General features: G+C 69.3%; 17 protein-coding genes. 8 read left to right on the top strand and 9 right to left on the bottom strand.

The window, feature by feature from the left end:
* Positions 1-436: response regulator (locus tag GWK61_RS39415; RefSeq protein WP_194916822.1), on the bottom strand; the 436-nt coding region annotated here is incomplete at its 3' end.
* Complete coding sequence (locus tag GWK61_RS39410; protein WP_194916821.1) at positions 433-1626, bottom strand: sensor histidine kinase; 1194 nt, start codon at positions 1624-1626, stop codon at positions 433-435. The genes GWK61_RS39410 and GWK61_RS39415, both read right to left, overlap by 4 nt.
* 122 nt (positions 1627-1748) lie before the next feature.
* Between GWK61_RS39410 and GWK61_RS39405 the strand changes: the two genes are divergently transcribed.
* The 4 genes from GWK61_RS39405 (at position 1749) to GWK61_RS39390 (ending at position 6512) form a co-directional block, all read left to right on the top strand.
* Complete coding sequence (locus tag GWK61_RS39405) at positions 1749-2501, top strand: ABC transporter ATP-binding protein (RefSeq protein ID WP_194916820.1); 753 nt, start codon at positions 1749-1751, stop codon at positions 2499-2501.
* 365 nt (positions 2502-2866) lie between these two features.
* Positions 2867-3604: an ABC transporter permease gene (locus tag GWK61_RS39400; protein WP_194916819.1), complete on the top strand. Its 738-nt coding sequence runs from the start codon at positions 2867-2869 to the stop codon at positions 3602-3604.
* A gap of 213 nt (positions 3605-3817) precedes the next feature.
* On the top strand, positions 3818-5464 hold the full coding sequence (locus GWK61_RS39395; protein WP_194916818.1) for a lectin: 1647 nt from the start codon (positions 3818-3820) through the stop codon (positions 5462-5464).
* A gap of 184 nt (positions 5465-5648) precedes the next feature.
* Positions 5649-6512, top strand: a complete 864-nt coding sequence (locus GWK61_RS39390; protein ID WP_194916817.1) for an oxygenase MpaB family protein — start codon at positions 5649-5651, stop codon at positions 6510-6512.
* On the opposite strand, the gene GWK61_RS39385 is transcribed toward GWK61_RS39390, so the two are convergent.
* The 6 genes from GWK61_RS39385 to GWK61_RS39360 all read right to left on the bottom strand — a co-directional run bounded on the left by GWK61_RS39385 (position 6496) and on the right by GWK61_RS39360 (position 15466).
* A complete protein-coding gene (locus tag GWK61_RS39385) occupies positions 6496-7104 on the bottom strand; it encodes a VOC family protein (protein ID WP_194916816.1) in 609 nt (202 codons plus the stop codon). The genes GWK61_RS39390 and GWK61_RS39385 overlap by 17 nt on opposite strands.
* 28 nt (positions 7105-7132) lie before the next feature.
* The gene (locus GWK61_RS39380) at positions 7133-8521 is read right to left on the bottom strand and encodes a pyridoxal phosphate-dependent decarboxylase family protein (protein WP_194916815.1); all 1389 of its coding nucleotides are present in this window, start codon (positions 8519-8521) and stop codon (positions 7133-7135) included.
* Between the two features lie 38 nt (positions 8522-8559).
* Entirely contained in the window at positions 8560-9348 is a 789-nt protein-coding gene (locus GWK61_RS39375; protein WP_194916814.1) for an SDR family NAD(P)-dependent oxidoreductase, read from the bottom strand.
* A gap of 184 nt (positions 9349-9532) precedes the next feature.
* Entirely contained in the window at positions 9533-10516 is a 984-nt protein-coding gene (locus GWK61_RS39370) for a winged helix-turn-helix domain-containing protein (protein ID WP_194916813.1), read from the bottom strand.
* Between the two features lie 37 nt (positions 10517-10553).
* Positions 10554-12161 carry a DUF5722 domain-containing protein gene (locus tag GWK61_RS39365; RefSeq protein ID WP_228563684.1) on the bottom strand — a complete coding sequence of 536 codons (1608 nt, stop codon included), beginning with the start codon at positions 12159-12161 and terminating at the stop codon, positions 10554-10556.
* 17 nt (positions 12162-12178) lie between these two features.
* Positions 12179-15466, bottom strand: coding sequence for a cutinase family protein (locus GWK61_RS39360; protein ID WP_194916812.1), 3288 nt, complete (start codon positions 15464-15466; stop codon positions 12179-12181).
* Between the two features lie 193 nt (positions 15467-15659).
* Between GWK61_RS39360 and GWK61_RS39355 the strand changes: the two genes are divergently transcribed.
* Positions 15660-16115, top strand: a complete 456-nt coding sequence (locus GWK61_RS39355; RefSeq protein WP_194916811.1) for a VOC family protein — start codon at positions 15660-15662, stop codon at positions 16113-16115.
* A 158-nt stretch (positions 16116-16273) separates the two neighbouring features.
* Positions 16274-16909 carry a GntR family transcriptional regulator gene (locus GWK61_RS39350; RefSeq protein WP_194916810.1) on the top strand — a complete coding sequence of 212 codons (636 nt, stop codon included), beginning with the start codon at positions 16274-16276 and terminating at the stop codon, positions 16907-16909.
* Positions 16910-16989: 80 nt separating this feature from the next.
* On the opposite strand, the gene GWK61_RS39345 is transcribed toward GWK61_RS39350, so the two are convergent.
* Positions 16990-17463 carry a nuclear transport factor 2 family protein gene (locus GWK61_RS39345; RefSeq protein ID WP_194916809.1) on the bottom strand — a complete coding sequence of 158 codons (474 nt, stop codon included), beginning with the start codon at positions 17461-17463 and terminating at the stop codon, positions 16990-16992.
* Positions 17464-17592: 129 nt separating this feature from the next.
* Here GWK61_RS39345 and GWK61_RS39340 point away from each other — a divergent pair, with 129 nt between their 5' ends.
* On the top strand, positions 17593-18384 hold the full coding sequence (locus tag GWK61_RS39340; RefSeq protein ID WP_194916808.1) for a TetR/AcrR family transcriptional regulator: 792 nt from the start codon (positions 17593-17595) through the stop codon (positions 18382-18384).
* A gap of 35 nt (positions 18385-18419) precedes the next feature.
* A complete protein-coding gene (locus tag GWK61_RS39335) occupies positions 18420-19412 on the top strand; it encodes a glutathione S-transferase family protein (protein ID WP_194916807.1) in 993 nt (330 codons plus the stop codon).
* The last annotated feature ends 59 nt before the right edge of the window (positions 19413-19471 follow it).

The raw sequence follows: 19471 nt of genomic DNA, 5'->3' as shown, positions 1-19471 counted from the left end.
GATCGCGTCCAGGTCGATCCGCGCCTCGGCCCGCAGCGGGCCGGGCGGAAAATCGGTGGCGGTCAGGTCTGTCATCGACGGTAGTCTGCCAGGCCGTCGCGGTCTTGCGGGGTGGGGTGTCCTTGAGGAGGAAGCCGCTGGCGCCGCCGCGTAGGGCGTCGTAGACGTAGGCGTCGAGGTCGAAGGTGGTCAGGATCAGGACCCTGGCATCGGGGGTGGCGGCGATGATGCGGCGGGTGGCCTCGATGCCGTCGAGGACGGGCATGCGGATGTCCATGAGCGTCACGTCGGGGTGGTGGGTTTGCGTGAGCTCGACAGCTTCCTCGCCGTCGCGCGCCTCGCCGACGACCTCGATGTCCGGGGCGGCTCGGAGGATTCCGCTGATGCCGGCGCGGAGCAGGTGTTGGTCGTCGGCGACCAGGACGCGCAGGGTCATGGCGCCGACGGCGTTTCTGCGCGGGACGGCAGCGGCAGACGTGCGTGGACGCGGTAGCCGCCGTCGGGGGTGGGGCCGGCGTGGAGTTCGCCGCCGTAGAGCTGCGCGCGCTCGCGCATTCCGGCGGTGCCGCGGCCTGGGGATCGCGGCGCGTCTTGGAGGCTGCTGCGCTTGGGCTTCGCAGGACCGTTACTCACTTGGATCTCGACGTGGTCTTCGGTGAAGTGGAGGTTCAGCGTGGCCGAGTCGGTGCCGGCGTGCTTGATCACGTTGGTCAGGGCTTCCTGGATGATGCGGTAGGCGGCGAGCGACTCGCCGGGTGGTAGGTCGCGCTCGGTGCCGGTCATCGTCAGCGTCACGCGGACGCCGGCGTTCGCGGCGTGGTCGATCAGGCGCGGCAGGTCGGCGAGGCCCGGCGCGGGGGCAAGGCCCGCTTCTGGCGGGGAGCCGTGTTCGGCTTGCAGTACCTCGACCAGGCGGCGCATCTCTTCCAGGGCCTGGCGGCCGGTCGTTTCGATGACGGCCAGTGCTTCTCTGGCGCGCGCCACGTCGGGGGTGGCGGCGTCGTCATTGTCGTCGTCGAGGAGCAGACCGCCGTAGCCCGCTTGGACGGTGATGACGCTCATGTGGTGGGCGACGACGTCGTGGAGTTCGCGAGCGATGTCCATGCGTTGGCGGTCGAGTTGGGTACGGAGGGTGAGGGTGGTGTAGCGGCGGTGCATTCCGACTGCGAAGCCGATCGTCCAGACCACAAGGTAGATCGAGCCGAACAGGACTGCGCCGCCGGAATGCTTGAAGTCGGGTAGTGCCGTGGCTGTGGCGGCGGCGATCGCGGCGCACAGTGTGGCGATCGCGACGGGCGGTTTGGCGCGTGTGGCCAGCGCGTAGAGCGTGATACCGAGCGGGACGAACGCGGCGGGGGCCGAGCGCGGCTGCCAGGCGGCGATGGCTGCCAGCGTCGCGAGGGAGAGCAGAAACGCTGGTCCGGGGCGTCGGGAGCGGGCGGCGATCGGCCAGGCCAGCGCTACGGCGCCGACGAGCGCGCCGAGCAGGGGCAACGCGCCGTCGGCGTGCTTGGCCAGCAGCAGGGCGGATGCCGCGCCGAAGAACACCGCCGCCGCGGTGTCCGCAGCCCGCCACCACGCCGGACGCACCCAGGCGAACAGTGGCGGAGCTGCGGGAAGATCCATACCGGTCAGCGTAGGCACGTGCGGCGGGCGCGGCATCGTTCTCCCGGCGTATGCCCGCGGGCATAGGCGCAACCTGGCCGCAGGTAGATGTGCCGGATCCGGCGGGCGGGCACGGTTGGCCCATGAACCTCTCCAGCTCCCCGCCGCCGATCGAAGTCCACGGCCTGACCAGGCGATTCGGCCGCGATACGGCGGTCCACGACCTCAGCTTCCAGGTCGCGCCGGGCAAGGTCACCGGCTTCCTCGGCCCGAACGGCGCCGGCAAGTCCACGACGCTGCGCTTGATCCTGGGCCTGGACACGCCGCACGCCGGCCGCGCCCTGATCCACGGCCGCCCCTTCCGCACCCTGCCCCAGCCGCTGCGCGAGGTCGGCGCGCTGCTGGACGCCGGCGCCGTCCACCCCGGCCGCCGAGCCCGCGACCACCTGGCGTGGCTGGCGACGAGCAACCGCCTGCCCGCCAGCCGCGTGCAGCACGTGCTGGAGGTGACGGGGCTGGCAGGCGTGGCGGGCAAGCGGGTCGGATCGTTCTCGCTGGGCATGCGACAGCGGCTCGGGATCGCCGCCGCCCTGCTTGGCGACCCGCCGGTGCTCCTGCTGGACGAACCGGTCAACGGCCTGGACCCGGAGGGAGTGCGCTGGATCCGCACCCTGATGAAGTCCCTGGCCGCCGAAGGACGAGCGGTACTGGTCTCCAGCCACCTGATCAGCGAGATGGCCCTGACCGCCGACCACCTGATCATCATCGGCCGCGGTCGGCTGCTCGCCGACACCGAGGCAGCGCGCTTCCTCGCCGACGCCGGGCCGGGCGCCTCGCTGGAGGACGCCTACATGCGGCTGACCGCCTCGGAGGTGGAGTACCGGGCGCTTTCTTAGCCGCGGCGGGCACGGCAGTAGGTGATGCCGCAGCACCGCACGACCACAGACCACAGACCACAGACCACAGACCACAGACCACAGACCACAGACCACAGACCACAGCAACAACACCGCACCGCACCGCACCGCACCGCACCGCACCGCACCGCACCGCACCGCACCGCACCGCACCGCACCAGCGCAACCTGCCACACACGCCGCACGCCATTCGCTTGCGCCGCACGCCCGCCCGATACTCGCCAGCCGCCGCCCAACATTCGCCGCCAGCTCTGCCCCGGCGCCAGCCGACTCATTGTTCACCGCTCGCGACCGTTGTTCGCGCTTCGCCACTCTCGGTTTCGCCAACTCCAAGGAGACCACCAATGACCAGCCTCACCACCATCACCGTCGCGATCGCGATCGTCCTGAGTGTGGGGGTCGGGCTGATGGATGTCCTGTCCGTCACCGGGCACTGGGCCACCATGTCCGCCGCGGATCGTGCGGCGTTCGATCCGGTCGGGGATCCGCTCAGCGGCTTCCAGTTCGGTGAGCTCGCGCTCGGTGCGCTCGGGGTGCTGGCCGTCACCAATGAGTACGCCACCGGCATGATCCGCACCACGCTCACCGCCGTGCCGCGGCGGGCACGGGGTTACCTCGCCAGGGCGCTGACGCTCGGTGGGTTCGCGCTGGCGCTCTCGGAGCTCCTCGCCTTCGGCACGTTCCTGCTCGGGCAGGTAGTGCTCCGGCGCCGTCACCTGAGCATCTCGCTCACCGAGCCCCACGTGCTGCGGGCCGTCGCGTGCGCCGGGCTTTACATGGCCGTCGTGGCGATGGCCGGGTTCGGGCTGGGCGCGTTGCTCCGCCATACCGCGGCGGCGTTGTCGGCGATGTTCGCGCTGATCTTCCTCACGTACCCGGTCGCGCGCACCTTCGAGGGCAGCTCCTACCTGCTCGACCACCTCACGCCGATCAACGCCGCCACGCGGCTCGCCACGCTCACGCCGACGACCGGGGCGCACGCCGCGCGCATCCCGTCGCTCGCCTTCGCGCTGTTCGACCTCGGCCTCTACCTGGTCGTGTTCGTGGGTGCCGGCGCTTGGCGCGCGACCCGGGACGCGTGAGGCTCGCGCCGGTCAGGAATTCACTTCCCGGACACGTCAACCGTCTTTCTTGACAACATGCGGCTTCGAGAACTTAATCGACCGTTTCCTCTCGCCCGAAATCAGATTCTCCTGCCCTTTTCTTGGCAAAGTCTTGACTCCATCACCCGGAATCGGGCGGTATTTTGACCGTGCCCCTTCCCACTCAACCCCCTGATTCGAGTGAGGCTGTCGATGACGCTCTCCCGACGCACCCTGCTTTCCTCGGCCCTGACCGGCACGGCCCTCGCGGCCGTCGCCGGCAGCGAGCTGACCTCGGCCTTCGCCGGACCCGCGGCCGCACCCGCCGCCGCACCCGCCAGGCCCGCGGCCTCGGCCGCCGGGGACGTGGTCGGCAAGATCACGGTCGGCTACCAGGGCTGGTTCGCCTGCATCGGCGACGGGGCGCCGATCAACGCGTGGTGGCACTGGAGCCAGAACGAGTCGCAGGCCCCGACGCCGAGCAACCAGAACCTCAAGGCGTGGCCGGACATGTCCATATACAGCAACGGCTACCGGACCGGCTACGCCAATCTGGGCAACGGCGCCGCGCCGAACCTCTTCTCCTCCTACGACCAGTCCACGGTCAACGCGCACTTCTCGCTGATGCAGCAGCACGGCTGCGACACCGCGGCGCTCCAACGCTTCGACCCGAACGGCAGCGAGGGCCCGACCCGCAACGCGGTCACCGCCAAGGTCAACACCGCCGCGCAGCAGTACGGCCGCAAGTTCTACATCATGTACGACGCCTCGGGCTGGACGAACATGAAGACCGAGATGCCCGCCGACTGGACGAACGTGATGTCGCAGTACGCCTCGTCCTCGGCGTACGCGCACCAGAACGGCAAGCCCGTGGTGGGCATCTGGGGCTTCGGCTTCAACGACGCCAACCACCCCTGGTCTGCCGCCGACTGTCTGTCGGTCGTGCAGTGGTTCAAGGACCAGGGCTGCTACGTGATGGGCGGCGTCCCGACCTACTGGCGCACCGGCGTGAACGACTCGCGCTCGGGTTACCAGAGCGCCTACTCGGCCTTCAACATGATCTCGCCTTGGATGGTCGGCCGCATCGGCTCCGTCAACGACTCGAACAACTTCTACACAAACGTCAACGTCGGCGACCAGTCCTACTGCAACTCCAACGGCATCGACTACCAGCCCTGCGTCCTGCCCGGCGACCTCTCGGCCCGCCAGCGCGCGCACGGCGACTTCATGTGGGCGCAGTTCTACAACATGGTCCGCGTCGGCGCCCAGGGCATCTACATCTCCATGTTCGACGAGTACGGCGAGGGCAACCAGATCCTCAACACCGCCCCGACCCAGGCGTACGTCCCCACCAACTCCGGCCTGCTCTCCCTGGACGAGGACGGCACGGCGTGCAGCGCGGACTATTACATGCGCCTGACCGGCGACGGCGGCCGGATGCTCAAGGGCCAGCTCGCCCTCACCTCGACGCGGCCCACCCCGCCGCAGGGCTCCAGCGGCGGCGGTGGTGGTGGCGGCGGCTGCGGGACGCTGACCGCCAACCAGCAGCTCACGGTGAACCAGTCCACGCTCTCCTGCGACGGCCGCTTCACGCTGATCCTGCAAGGCGACGGCAACCTCGTGCTCTACCAAGGCAGCACGGCGCTCTGGGCCTCGAACACCGTCGGTAAGGCCAGCGCGCGGGCGATCCTGCAGGGCGACGGAAACTTCGTGATCTACGACGGCAACGGCTCCCCGCTGTGGGCCAGCAACACGGCCGGCAACAACGGCGCCCACCTCACGGTGCAGAACGACGGCAACACCGTCATCTTCAGTTCGAGCGGCGCGACGCTGTGGAGCACCGGGACCGGAGGACACTGAGCGACGATCGGCCGGTTCGCGCCCTCGCCGGTCAGCCGGCCAGCCGGTCAGCCCGTTCGCGGGCGCGCCGGTCGGCCGGTTCGTGCCCTCGCCGCCCCCCTCGCACGGGCGGCGAGGGCACGAATCAGGCCCCTGCAGCGCCAGGCACGTCCGGACCGCCCGACGCCCGGTAGGATCCGAACCCATGCGCAACCGCGACCTGGCCCGCCTCAAACACGTCCGCACCCTGGACCCGGTCGAGGACCACGAGGAGATCTACCGCACCGTCGCGCAGTACGAGTTCGGCTGGGAGACGATGCTGGGGCTGAACCTGGCGTTCTACCGCACGTTCGGCATCCCGGCCATCGCCGAGCTGCTGTACTCGACCGGCGAGATGACCGAGCGCACGCGCAAGCGCGCGGACGACACCGGCCTGCTGATGTACGAGATGATCACCCACGGCCTGGAGGCGGAGCGCGGCCGGGCCGCCGTGAAGCGCCTGAACCAGATACACCACCGCTTCGAGATATCCGCCGACGACTACCGGTACGTGCTGGCCACGTTCGTCGTCGTGCCGACGCGCTGGATCGACCGCACCGGCTGGCGCCCGCTGTGCTGCCACGAGCGCACCGCGACCGTCGAGTTCTACCGGCGCCTCGGCACGCTGATGAACGTCAGCGACATCCCCGCCGACTACGCCGGATTCGAGAAGCTGCTCGACACCTACGAGGCCGAACACTTCGGACACACCGCCGCCGCCGAAGCCCTGATGGCGGCCACGCGCGGCCTGTTCGCCGGCCGCCTGCCCGACCGGCTCAAGGGACTGGCCGGACCGGTCGCCGACACGCTGCTGACGCCGTCGCTCCGGGCGGCCGTCGGCGCCCCGACTCCTTCGCTGCCGGTGCGCACGCTCGTCAACAGCCTGATTCGGTTGCGGGCCACGGCCGAGGCGTGGAAGGCACCGCGCACGGAGCCGTATCTCACGCTCGGCACGGCACCGAGCTACCCGGACGGCTACCAGGTCGAGCAGCTGGGGCCGGACGGCACCACAACTAGCCCCGCGAAGTAGCGCCGCTCCGCACATGGAACTCGTTCCCGGCGGGATCGAGCAGTTCGCCGGTCTCCAGATCCGGGGCGAGAACTTCCAGCCGCAGCCGGTTGCGTCCCGTCTTCACCGCCGCCGGCGGACCCATCACCAGGGACACCGGGCTGTCGTCGGCGCGCCGCAGCCGGAAGCCCCAATCGCCGGATTCGAAGTGCGTCCAACCGGTACGAGCCGTCCAGAACGCCGACTGCTCGGCGTGGTCCTCCGCCGCCATGTCCAGGCAGATCGCGACGAGTCCGGCGTCGGCGAGCACGCCGGGGTGCCCGGGGCGCAGAACGCAGAACTCGTTGCCCTCCGAATCGGCCAGCACATCCCAGGGCACATCACCCTGCCCGATATCAGCACGCGTAGCACCGAGCCCCAGCAGCCGCTCGACTTCGGCCAGCCAGTCGGGACCGCCGGCCAGGTCGAGGTGGAGCCGGTTCTTGCCGGTCTTCGGCCGGTCGGTCGCGGCGAACCGGAGGCTCAGGCCGTCGGTACGCCCGAGCGTCGCCTCGGTCCAGAAACGCTCCACCGCCGCGACGTCGAGCGCGTCGATGACGACTCCAGTCAGCATCCTGTCTGTCACTGCTCTCTCACAGCCGTCAGGTCCGCGCGTAGGTCCGGAGAATGGCCAACGCGTTGCGGACGTCATCGAGATGCGTGCGATGACTGGTCGGATTCATTCGCAAGAAGAAACGGCCTTCAACGCGTGTACTGGACAAGAATATCCGCTCGGTCGCGTTGACGCGCTCAAGCAGCCTTTGGCTATCCTCATCGTCACCACGCATTCGGAATACCACCACCGACAGGTCGGGTTTCCAAGGGACTTCGAATACCGGATCGGCGGACAACTCCCGATATATGAGCCCTGCCAAGTCGAGCTTTTCGTCCAGCGCCTCACGGAACGCGGCCACGCCGTGCAGGTGCAACGGCAGCCACAGCCGCAGGCCGCAGAACTCCCGCGTCAGCTCGGGCCCGAGGTGTCCGTAGTCGGGCATGTCGTCGACCTCATGCACGTCCTGCAGATAGTGACCGTCGCCGGCATGCGCGGCCAGCAGCTTCGACGTGTCGCGCACCAGCAGGACCCCGGTCCCGTACTGCAAGAACAGGCTCTTGTGCGGATCGACCACGATGGAATCAGCACGCTCGATACCGGCGAGCCTTTTGCGTCCCCGGTCCGTCAGTTGCAGGCCGCCGCCGTAGGCGCCGTCGACGTGGAACCACAGCGACTCCTCCGCTGCGATCTCGGCGAGTTCCGCGAGCGGGTCCACGCTGCCTGTGCTCGTCGTGCCCGCAGTACCGACCAGCAGAAAAGGCTCGAAGCCGCGCTCGCGATCCTCGTGGATCATCCTCGCCGCCGCCGACGGATCCATACGAAGCTGCCGCGTCGGCACGACCCGCACGGCGGATGCGGGAAGCCCAGCGATCCGCGCCGCCTTCGCCACGCAGTAGTGCGTGTGTTCGGTGACGTACAACGTCCCGCCGGCGAAGTTCTCACCGAGCCGGTCATCACGTGCCGCGACCAGAGCCGTCAGCGTCGCGAGCGAGCCTCCCGTGGTGATCAGCCCGCTGGCGCCGTCAGGAAGCCCGAACTCCTTGGCCAGCCAGCACAGAACCCCGTGCTCCATCCCGACGAGGGCCGGCGCCAGAGTCGCCACCGCGGTGAAGCGGTTGTAGACCTGGGCCAGGGCGTCGGCGAGCGCCGAGGAGACCAGGCCGCCGGCCGGGAAGTACGCGTAGTAGCCGGGATGCGCCGGGTCGAGCCCGAACGCGGCGGCGTAGCGGAACACGTCCAGCAGCTCGTCGAAGTTGCCCGGCGCCTCGTCGGGCGGACGCAGCATCCCGGTCACGACCTGTTCGTCGTCACCGAAGTGACTCGCAGGCGTGGCGGGCAGCGCGTCGATGTAGTCGGCGATCCTTGTCATGATCGCCTGTCCCATCGCCTCGATGGTCTGGCGATCGGGCTCCAGGGCGTGAGCGCTCCGGCGCATGACTGTCCTCCCCTTCCTCCCCTGTGCGGGTCACACGGTCACACGGCTGTGTATCCCCCGTCGACGGCCAAAATCGAGCCGGTGACGTAGCTCGCGGCCGGGGAGGCGAGGAAGGCGTAGGGCGCGGCGATCTCCGCGACCGTCGCGCGCCGGCCCAGCGGCGTGAAGGTCTCGATGCGCCGTTCCGACGCCGGGTCGTCGTGTGCGGTGACGCGGTCCATGATGTTGGCGACGTACCCGGGAGCGACCGCGTTGACGCGGATCCGGTGCGGGGCCCACTCGGCGGCGAGCGTGCGGACGAGCTGGTTGATCCCGCCCTTGCTGGCCGCGTAGGGGGCCAGGGTCGGGATGCCCACCGAGCCGGCGATTGAGGAAGTCATCGTGATCGATCCGCCGCCGGCGTTCTCGATCCAGTGCCGTGCGGCGGCCTGTGCGGGCTGGAAGGCGCCGCGCAGGTTGACCGTCAGGATCCGGTCCCACTCCTCGACGGTGTAGTCGACGGCCGGCTTGATGATGTCGATGCCGGCGTTGCAGACGACGTGGTGGACGGCCCCGAACGCCTCCAGGGCCGTGCCCACGAGCCCCTGCGCCACGGAGGCGTCGGTGACGTCGCCGGGCAGGTGCGCGACCCGCGGCACGCCGTCGGCGGTCGGCGGGTACTGCTCGCTGAGCACTTTGAACGCCAGGGTGGTCTCGGCGGTGTCGTGACCGTTGACGCAGACCCGCGCCCCCTGCGCGAGCAGCGTTTCGGCGACCGCCAGCCCGATGCCGCGGCTGGAGCCGGTGACGACCGCGGCGGTACCGGTCAGGTCGAACAGATCATTCATGGTTCCCCGTTTGTCGTGCCTCGTGTACCGAATTCATTGTTGCATGCAGTTGTGGATGCAACAAAGCAGACGGTCGTGAGCTGGTTCTCGGGCCCCCCGCGCTCACCTTAGAATTCTTGCTTCGGGTCGGTGGCGGCTCAACCGGTTCAAGAATCGTTGAAGTCAGACGACCTGCTGCCGCCCCTCACGAGAACAGGTCCACCAACGCCTCCCCGCGCACCGTCCGCCGCACCTCCGTCCGCGATCCCTGCCGCCGACGGATGATCAGCCCGGCGGCCTCCAGCTGTCGGCAGTGGTAGGTGGCGGCCGGGGCGGTGGCGCCGATCCAGCCGGCGATGTCGGACATCGTCGCCGGGGTCGTCAGGGCCCTGAGGATCAGGGCGCGGGCCGAGCCGACGGCCACGCCGAGGGCGTCGGCGCGGGCCGGGATCGTGGCGGCACTGTGCAGGCGGCCCTGGCCGGGCATGGCGTAGCCGATCCACACCAGGTCGGGGCGGTCGAGCTCGCACAGCGCCGGAGCCGAGCTGGAGATGATCGGCACGAAGGCGAGCGTGCGTCCCTCCAGCGCGAAGTCCTCCGGGTAGCGGTCCTCGATGTACAGGCTTCCGTCCTGGTAGTGGTGGCGGGAGCCGAGGCCGAGCAGCACCGCCTCCGGCGCGCCCCGGACGACGGCCGCGCCGATCCGCTCGACCTCGCGGTCGAACAGCTCCGTGGCCCGGCTCCACAACGGGGTGAAGGCGTCCCAGGTGTCGGCCATGACGTCGGCGACGCCGCGCAGCCAGCGCTCCGGGGCGGCGACGACCGGACGCCAGGGCGGCGGGACGTCGTCGCCGAAGATCCCGTGCAGCTCGGCCAGCAGGACATCCGGATCGGCCTCACGGACCCGCTCCAGGTGCTCGCCGGGGTCGGGGCTGTCGGCGCTCGACCGGATCGGCGGGCTGATGCAGTCCGGCAGCACCGGCGTACCCGGCGCGAACATCGGACGCAGCACCGCCGCGGCGTCGGTCGACATCGACCCGCGCACCAGGCGGCGCCAGGGCTCGGGCACTCCCTGCGGCCGGTCACCGTAGATGTCGGCCAGCAGGGAGATCAGCATCGGTACGGGATCGCGTATGACGCTCACCCGCAGGCGGCTCATGTCCCCGAGGTCTAGGCGCGAGAAGGCCATGAGACCGCCCTAAGAAGCTTCACGGCACCCTCCCCTGTCAGGGCTCTGCGTAGCCAAGCAGTTGTTCGGTCCTTTGACCCTCGCAGTCGGATCGCGGCGAGATGAAGTGGTCGCCGTTCGACGGGACGACGCAGCGATACAGGGCGATGGCGCCCGGCGTCGCGGAGGTGTGGATGTAGCCGACCGGTCCGAGCGGCTGCAGCCCCTCACAGCCCGGGTCGTGCGTGAGCAGGTTGTGCCCGACAGCACCGCCGACGCTGCATTCGTAGAGCATTGACGTCCCGGGCTGCTCCTCACGGTACAGGTGCCACGTCCCCTCGGGGTGAAAGCCGGCAGGAAGCAGGCGGCTGGAGGCCCAGTGCCCCCGGCTCGGGTTGTAGCCGCGGACCAGCGTCGTGTACGGCAGCGCCTCGAAGCCGCAGGAGAGCTGCGGCGGGTTGAGGTCGTTGCGGTTGGCCAGGGCCCACGTCGCCCAGGCGGGCTTCGCGCTGCCGTCGGCGTTGTGCAGCCCCAGGCCGAGCCCGGCGGCGACCTCGGTCGGGTGGTCCAGCATCCGGTGGTAGACGTAGTTGCTGATCCCGGGCGTGCCGAGCACGTTGTGGAAGGAGCCGCAGACCGCCTGGGATTGGGCCTGCGGCGAGGACGGGCTCAGGGAGTTGATACCACTCTCGGTGAGCTCGACGTCCCAGCTGCTCGGGGTGTTCGGGAAGGTGGCGCGCAGCCAGCCGGCCAGCACGCCGATGTCGCCGTAGGTGACGTACGGGTAGTCGTCCGGCGAGAAGGCGTTGCTGCGCAAGTCGATCGCGTACGGATGGAACGCCACGCGCCACTGGCGGCTCCCGGCTCTGGCCGCCAGGCCGCGAAGCACCGTCATGCCGGACAGGGCCGGACTGGCCGCGCCTGGCTGGTCGAAGTTCGGTGCCGCGAACGAGTGATCGAGCGAGATCAGGACCTTCGCCGTCGGCTGCTCCTGCGCGACCGCGTCGTAGGCGGCGTCGTAGTTCGCGCCGATCTGGTCCAGCCACGACGTTTCGTCGCACGGCGTGCCGGAGCCGCAGCCGATGTTGAACCAGCTGTTGCTGTTCACCTCGTTGTCGACGACGAAGTCCGCGACGCGGCCGTTGCCGTGCTGCCCGTCGTAGCGTTGGGCGAGCATGCCGACGAAGCGGCCGTAGTCCGCGGCGTTGTTCGGCGTGCAGAAGATGTTTGTAGCAGTGCATGCCTTACCGGCGCGCGCCCACGCCGGGGTGCCGTAGACGACGCCGGTGACGACCAGGCCCTTCGCGGTCCACGCGCTGATCTCGGAGTCGACGTCGGAGGGGATGGTGAAGCAGTGGTTGCCGTACTCCTGTTGGCCGGCCGCGCACGGCGGGGAGACGACCTGGCTCTCCCAGCTCGCCCAGACCAGGTTCATCGCCACGCCGCCGGTGTTGTTGCCGGCGATCTCGTCCAGGTTCGGCCAGTTGTCGGGCTGGATGGCCTTGATCCGATCGTCGGAGCGGGTCGGGTAGGGAAGGGCTGCCGCGGAGGTATGGCTGTGGACGGTTGCTGATCGGGCAACCGGGGTGGTCGCCGCGAGGGCGGCCGCCGTGGCTGCCGCAGCAGCCACGAGCAGCCGGACCTTGCGGGTGAGAGCTTGTCTCATCGAGAGGGTCTCCGTGGTCAGATTCGTTGCTCGACGTAGCCCAACGGGCCTTCGTCGTGCTGGCCTTCGCAGTTCGGGTCGGCCGAGTCGAAGTGGTCCCCGGTGGTCGTGAGGCACCGGAAGATCTCCGCGCTCGACACGGAGGCCGGAGGCTGCTGCCAGATGTAGCCGAGCGGCCCGTTGACCGTGTACCCGGCGCATGTCGGATCGAGCGAGTCGAACTCGCCGCCGGCGTACTGGCAGCTGTACAACAGCTGCGTGCCCGGCTCGGCGGTCCAGGACAGGTAGCCGAAGGCGCCTTCCAGCCGGAACCCCGACGGCAGCGCGCCGCCGTTGGTGGAGCGGTGGTGTCCGTCGTCGCTCACGGTACGCGAGAACTGGGTCCGGGCAAGCAGATAGCCGAGCTGGAACTCAGTGTGCTGACCCTCGCATCCGGAGTCGAACGAGTCGAAGTGGTCGCCGGTGGCGGTGAGCAGGCAGCGGTAGATCGGCACGGTCGGCAGGCCGGAGGGCTGCGTGGTCCAGATGAAGCCGATCCGCGCGACCGTCGCCTGCCCCTCACAGTTGGCGTCGGTCGAGGTGAACTCCAGCGTCCCGTTCTGCATGCAGCTGAACAGCGGAACCGTGCCCGGCTGCTGGGTCATCGGCAGCATGCCGAACGTCCACTCCGGCTGGAAGCCCGCCGGCAGGCCGCGGGTGCTCGACCAGTGAGTGGTGCTGTTGCTGTAGCGGGTGTAGTTGGCGTAGGCGATGGTGTAGCCGAGCAGGTGTTCGGTGGTCTGGCCCTCGCAGTTCGGGTCGCTGGCGTCGAAGTGCTCGCCGTTCGAGGCGACCAGGCACCGGTAGAACGGCAGCGACGGCTGGTCGGTCGGCGGCGAGCTGTAGATGAAGCCGAGGGTGCCGATCACCGTCTGGCCCTCGCAGTTCGGGTCGAGCGAGCTGAACTCGTCGGTCCCGTGGAACATGCAGGCCTGGAGCGGCACGGTGCCGGGCACCTGGGCCCGCTCCAGCACGCCCAACGGCCCCTCGAAGCGGTATCCGGGCGGGACTTCGCCGGCCGCGGTGTAGTGGTCGGATCCGTTCCAGTACCGGGCCAACTCGCCGAAGCCGGGGCCGCGGTTCGCCGTCGACTGCGCGTACGGGGTGATCGAGCCCTGATTCACGATGACCGCCGAGCCGCAGCCGCCGGCGCTGCACCGGTCGGCGAGGTCCACCTCGCCGGCCGCCGCCTGGTAGTGCGTTCCGTCCTCGACCGTGACCACGTTCGTGCCGTCGGCCGGGCCCGTGTTCATGTGGTCGCGGGTGTCCACGCTCCACTGGTTGACCTGCACCCAGTGGCCGCAGCCGCCGGGCTGGCAGGACGTCAGGTAGAACGGCGCGCCGCCGGCGAACTTGTAGAGCCCGCCGCTCTCGGTCCGGACCACCGCGTTGTCGGCCGGGACCGGGCGCATGTGGTCGTTGGTGATGATGGCCGCGCCGCTGATCGGGACCGGGGCGCCGCAGCCGATGCCGCAGTCGCTCAGGTGGATCGGCGCGCCGCCGGCGAAGCGGAAGACGTCTCCCGGCTCGTCGATGACGGTCGCCCCGTCCGCCGGGACCGGCAGCATGTGATCGAGCCCTGCGATGGACGCGCCGGTGATCCCCACTGGACTTCCACAGCCGACGGCGCAGCTGGCCAGGTGGATCGGAGCGCCGCCGACAAACTTGAAGATGTCCCCCGGCTCGTCGATGATCGTCGTCCCGTCGGCCGGCGCGGGCCGCATGTGGTCGACGATCACGATGCTGCCGGCGGTGATCGGCACCGGGTTCCCGCAGCCCAGGGCGCAGCTGGCCAGGTGGATCGGGGCGCCGCCGGCGAACTTGAAGACGTTGCCCGCCTCGTCCTTCGCCGTGGCGCCGTCGCTCGGCTGGCCGCGCATGTGATCGAGCCCTGCGATGGACGCGCCGCTGATCCCCACCGGACTTCCGCAGCCTACTGAGCAACTGGTCAGGTGGATCGGTGCGCTCCCGACGAACTTGAAGACGTCCCCGGGCTCGTCGACGATCGTGGTGCCGTCCGCCGGGGCGGGCCGCATGTGGTCGCTGATGACGATGCTGCCGGCGGAGATGGGGGTCATGCGTCCGCAGCCGACCGCGCAGCTGGCCAGATGGATCGGGGCGCCGCCGGCGAACTTGAAGACGTTGCCGGCCTCGTCCTTCGCGGTCGCGCCGTTGGCCGGGACGGCCGGTCCGGCGTTGATCACGGCCTGGGTCGTGGGCAGCGGGTTCGGGCACAGACCGCCGGCGCAGCTGGTCAGCCAGATCGGCGCGCCGCCGACCATCTTGTAGATCCGGCCGGTGTCGGAGGTCTGCAGGACGGTGCCGTCGGCGAGGCCGTAGACCGAGGTCACCGGTTGCGGCCCGCCACCGCCGCCACCGCCGGGGGGACCGCCGCCGGGACCGGGGCCCGTGCCGCCGCCGGGGCCGCCGATCGTGTTCTGCATCAGCCGGTAGCCGAAGCCCTCGCCGATCAGCTGCGGGAAGTTGTAGTAGCCCGAGCCCGAACCGCAGCACTGGCCGTAGTAGGTGTGGATCGAGGAGTTGAACGCGGCCGTGGCCAGGCTGCCGTTGAGATCGAGCAAGCCGTCGGCGTCGCACACCGGGTCGTCGTGCAGACACAGCTCGGAGGACCGGCTCGAGATGTCCGCGGCGAGCCAGCTGCGCCACACGGCCCCGCCGCCGTGCTGATGGCTCGGCTGGCCGTCGGTGGTGACCGAGATCGTGTAGGACGCGCCGCCGACGCTCTCCGGGTCGGCGAGCATCACCACCGCGCCGATGTGCGCGCGCTCGTTGGAGCTGATCCGGTTCACGGTGTCGTGGACCACCTGGGCACCCTGCGAGTAGCCCATCAGCCCGATCGTCGTGTTCGGGCAGTTGGCGATGATGCTGCCGATCTCGCCGGTCAGGTTGTTGACGCCCTGAGCCTCGGACCGGAGGTAGTCGGGCCCGATGTTGACGGCGTCGTACCTCAGGCTCTCGACCGTCGTCTGCGCGGCCGGCAGGACCCCGGCCGCGTACGAACCGTACTGGTTCAGCTGCGGACCCATATGAACGTTGCCGTCGTACCCCTCCCCCGAACCACGCGCGCCGATCACCCAGTAGGTCGTGCAGACGAAGATGTCGTTGGGCTTGGCGGTGGCGGAGCTGTGGGAGGGCTGGGCCGGCCGAGTCGACTGAGTCGGCGCGGCCTGCGCCATCGACGGCGCCGCTCCCAAAAGTAGGCCGACGGCCGCGACGAGCGCCGGGACCCTTCTCAAGATTCGCATGTGTACCCCTTAGCCACACGGCGAGTGAGGCGCGTCATGGTGCGCGCAAGAGAATCATCGAGTTGACAGTCGGACCGGACAAATGCTTCAACGATCGTTGAAGTGCAGGCGGCTTGTAGACGCGGCATCGCCGATTCAGGATACCGTAGGTAAGGACCCATCATAGGGAATGACCCATTATCTGGGAGGGATCATGGACGCCTTCTACCCTCAGCCGCCGGTCGGGCGGTCCGCCGAGAGCTTCCGGTTCTACAACGCGGTGCTGCCGGAGCTGATCGACGCGAAGCTGGTCAAGGGCGACGAGAACGGGCCGTACGCGTTCTGGGAGGTGAACGAGCAGGCTGCCGCGGTGCTCTCGGACCGTGGGATGTGGGCCGAGGCGGTCGGCGCGGTGGACCTGCCGGTGGAGGGCGCGCTGGACTTGGCGGTGGAAGGCGCGCTGGACCTGCCGGCGGAGGGCCCGCCGTCGCAGGACTGGGTGATGCTGGTCAGCCGGGTCGACGATGTGGACGCCGTGTTCGCGCTGTGCCTGCGCAGCGGCGGGACCGCCGCCGCCGGGCCGACGGACCGGCCCGACTGGGGGCCGAACCTGCGCAGCGCTCATGTGCGGGATCCGGAGGGGCACTTGGTGGAGCTTCAGTCGTACTGAGGTTGCGGCGGGCGGGTTCCGGCCGGTTTCGGGGGCTCGGGGGTCCTGGGGGTCCCGGCGTGCTGGTCGGCCACGGTCCGTCATAGTGCATGCACAATCGCATGCACTATGCTCGGGTGGCTGCTCCCACAAGCGTGCCGGAAGGAAGCCACGGACCGATGACCCCTGCGGTCTCCCTCGCAGAAGAAGCCCTCCGGCAACTGCGCTCCGACATCATCGCGGGCCGCATCCGGCCGAACACCCATCTCGTCGCCGGCGAGCTCGCCGAGCGCCTGGACATCTCGCGTACGCCGGTCCGCGAGGCGTTGCAGGTGCTGGCCAGCGAGGGGCTGGTCGTGGCGACGCGCCGGGGTTTCGTCGTGCACGAACACAGTGCCGAGGAGATCAAGAACATCTACGAGGTGCGGGCCGCGCTGGAGGCGATGGCGGCGCGGCTGGCCGCCGAGCGCGCCGACGCCGCCACGGTGCAGGCGCTCGCGGCGATCGGCGCCGACGACCCCGCGATCGTGGACCGGCCCCGCGAGGAGCTCGTGACGCTGAACGAGGCGTTCCACGAGGCGATCATGGTGGCCTCGGGCAATCCCCGGTTGGCGGCGGTCAACGAGCGGAACTCGCAGCACTTCTTCAACTACGAGATCGCGCGGCTCTACACGCGGGAAGAGGCCGCCACCACCGTCGCCGGGCACGCGAAGATCCTTGAGGCGATCACGAATCGCGACCCCGACGCGGCTGCGGCCGCCGCGCGTGAGCATGTGCTCGAAGCGCTGGACGTCACGTTGCAGAAGCTGCGGTAGCGGGGCTTCATCCCGCCGCTATCTCGTCGCTATCTCGTCGCTATCTCGCCCGTATCTCGCCTCGTCTTCGGGCGCTGAGGTCAGCCATTTGTCTTCACCAGCATGGCAGCGAATCGCTCCAGTCCGCCTACTAGCTGGGCTCCACGCAGGGTGTTGGTGTAGTCCTGGTAGCCGGCGATCTTTCCGTTGTGGACGCGGATGACGCCGATCGAGGAGGGCAGTACGAAGGGCTCGCCGGTGGCCTTGACCGTGCCCTCGACGGTGAACTGGGCCGTGGCCTGGTCCGGGTCGGCGCCCGGGTGGACGGTCACGGTCACCTTGTCGAACGTCAGGAGGCTGCGTGCGGAGTTCGCGGCGACGCCTTGCAGGTGCTCGCTGATCGCCTCGAAGCCCTCCCAGCGCTTGGGGCCGTCGAGGCCGAACGGGGTCTCGTAGACCGCGTCCGGGGCGAACTGGGAGATGAACTGGTCGTTCTGGCCGCTTTCCATCGCTGCTCGCAGTCGCTCGATGACCTCGGTGGTCGTCGCTGCCGACTGCGTGTCTGGCTGTGTCATGTCTGGCTGTGTCACGAAAGCCCCTCCACTTATTGAAGACAACGCTGGTACACTCCCGATACCGGAGAGATCTCTCCGGTACTGGAAGGACGTTATGGAGAACTCCCTCCGTATGTCAAGGAGCGCGTGATGACGGCGAGCGGCGAGACGCAGGGTGCCGTGCTGCTCCCCCGGCGTGCCGATGCGATGCGCAACCGGGCGCTGCTGCTGGAGACGGCGCGGGGGATGCTGTCCGTGCAGGGCATCTCCGTGTCCTTCGACGACATCGCGCAGCGGGCCGGCGTTGGGGTCGGGACGGTGTATCGGCACTTCCCCACTCGGGCTGATTTGCTGCGCGCCGTGTTCAGTCGGGGGCTCGTGTGGATGACCGAGCGTGCCGATGAGCTGCTGCGCGCCGAGGATCCGGGGCGTGCGTTCATGACGCTGTTTCGGGAGCTTGTGGACGCGGCCGCTGTGAACAAGGCCGTCTGCGAGTCCGTCGATGTGGAGGATCAGCAGCGGCTGATACCGGATCCCGAGGCGAACCGGGCCTTTGAGGCGGCGTTGGGGGCGCTGTTGGCGAGGGCGCAGCGGGCCGGGCAGATTCGCGGCGAGCTTGATGTGGCGGATGTTCGGGCGTTGGTGCTTGGTGCGGCCACGGCTTCGCGGGCTCGGGAGGGGGTGCGGTCGGTGCGGCTGGTGGATCTTGTTGCTGGGGCGCTGGTGTGTGACGAAAGTACTCTCGGGGGCGGCGAGCGTTATGAAACTCCGGGCGTTTCGCGGCTGTCGGGTCTGTCGGACCTTCCGAGCCTGCCGGACCTTCTGAGCCTTCGGTGTGCCGAGTGCGGCACGCCTCTTCACGCCTCACCGACGGGACGTCCGGCCCTCTACTGCGGCGCTTCGTGCCGGCAGCGGGCTTATCGGAAGCGTTCCGGCAAATGATCATCGAGTGCTGAGAGCAAAGGATTCAGGCTGATATGAGTGTTGCACCGCGTGCTGCGAGCCCTGTCGACTTCGAGACGTACGGCGCGTACGGCGCGCCGAAGCCGAGCACGGCGCCACCGACGCCCCAGCCGAATTCGAAGCCGACGGGCCGACCGGGGCCGGCGTTCCCGAACCGCGTCACCGCCGATGATGCTGAGCCCGGTCGCTACCACCTGTACGTGGCGAAGCCGTGCCCGTTCTGCCAGCGGAGCATGATCGTGCGCGGGCTCAAGGGGCTTCAGGACGTGATCTCGGTGTCGATCCTGGATCCGATGCGCGACGGCCGCGGCTGGGCGTTCCGCGAGGGGCCGGGGCACGGGCTGGACGAGGTGAACGGCTTCGCGCTGCTGCGCGAGGCGTACGAGGCGACGGACCCCGGCTTCGAGGGGCACGTGTCGGCGCCGACGCTGTGGGACCGCAGGGAAGGGCGCGTCGCGACCAACGACTTCCGCACCCTGGACCTGGACATCGCCACCTCCTTCGACCGCTGGGCCGAGAACGACGTCGAGCTGTATCCGGCGCCGCTGCGCCCGGAGATCGACGAACTGAACGAGTTCCTGTTCGAGCGCATCCACAACGGCCCGTACCGCTGCGGCTTCGCCCCGTCGCAGGAGGCGTATGAGAGGGAGGCGCGCGCGCTTTTCGCAGCGCTCGATGAGGTGGAGGAGCGTCTGTCGACGCGCAGGTATCTGTTCGGCGATCGGCTGACGGTGTCGGACGTCCGGCTTTTCGTCACGCTGGCGCGCTTCGACGCTGTGTACGCCACGCACTTCAAGGCGAACTTGCGGAGGATTGTCGACTACCCGAACCTGTGGGGCTACGCGCGCGACTTGTATCAGAGGCCGGAGTTCAGCGGCACGACGGACTTCGAGCAGATCAAGACGCACTACTTTCTGACGCATACGTGGATCAACCCGTCGGGGCTGGTGCCGATCGGGCCGGAGCTGGATTGGTCGGAGCCGACGGATCGGGCGCGGCTTGGGTAGCGAGTCGGCTGGCAGCTTGGCTGGCGACTCGGCTGGCGAGAGGTGGCGCGGCGTTTTGG

The organism is Catenulispora rubra, assembly GCF_015356825.1.
Taxonomy (GTDB): Bacteria; Actinomycetota; Actinomycetes; order Streptomycetales; family Catenulisporaceae; genus Catenulispora; species Catenulispora rubra.
Note: the sequence above shows the minus strand (reverse complement) of the source record. Positions and strands in the feature narration are given on the sequence as shown.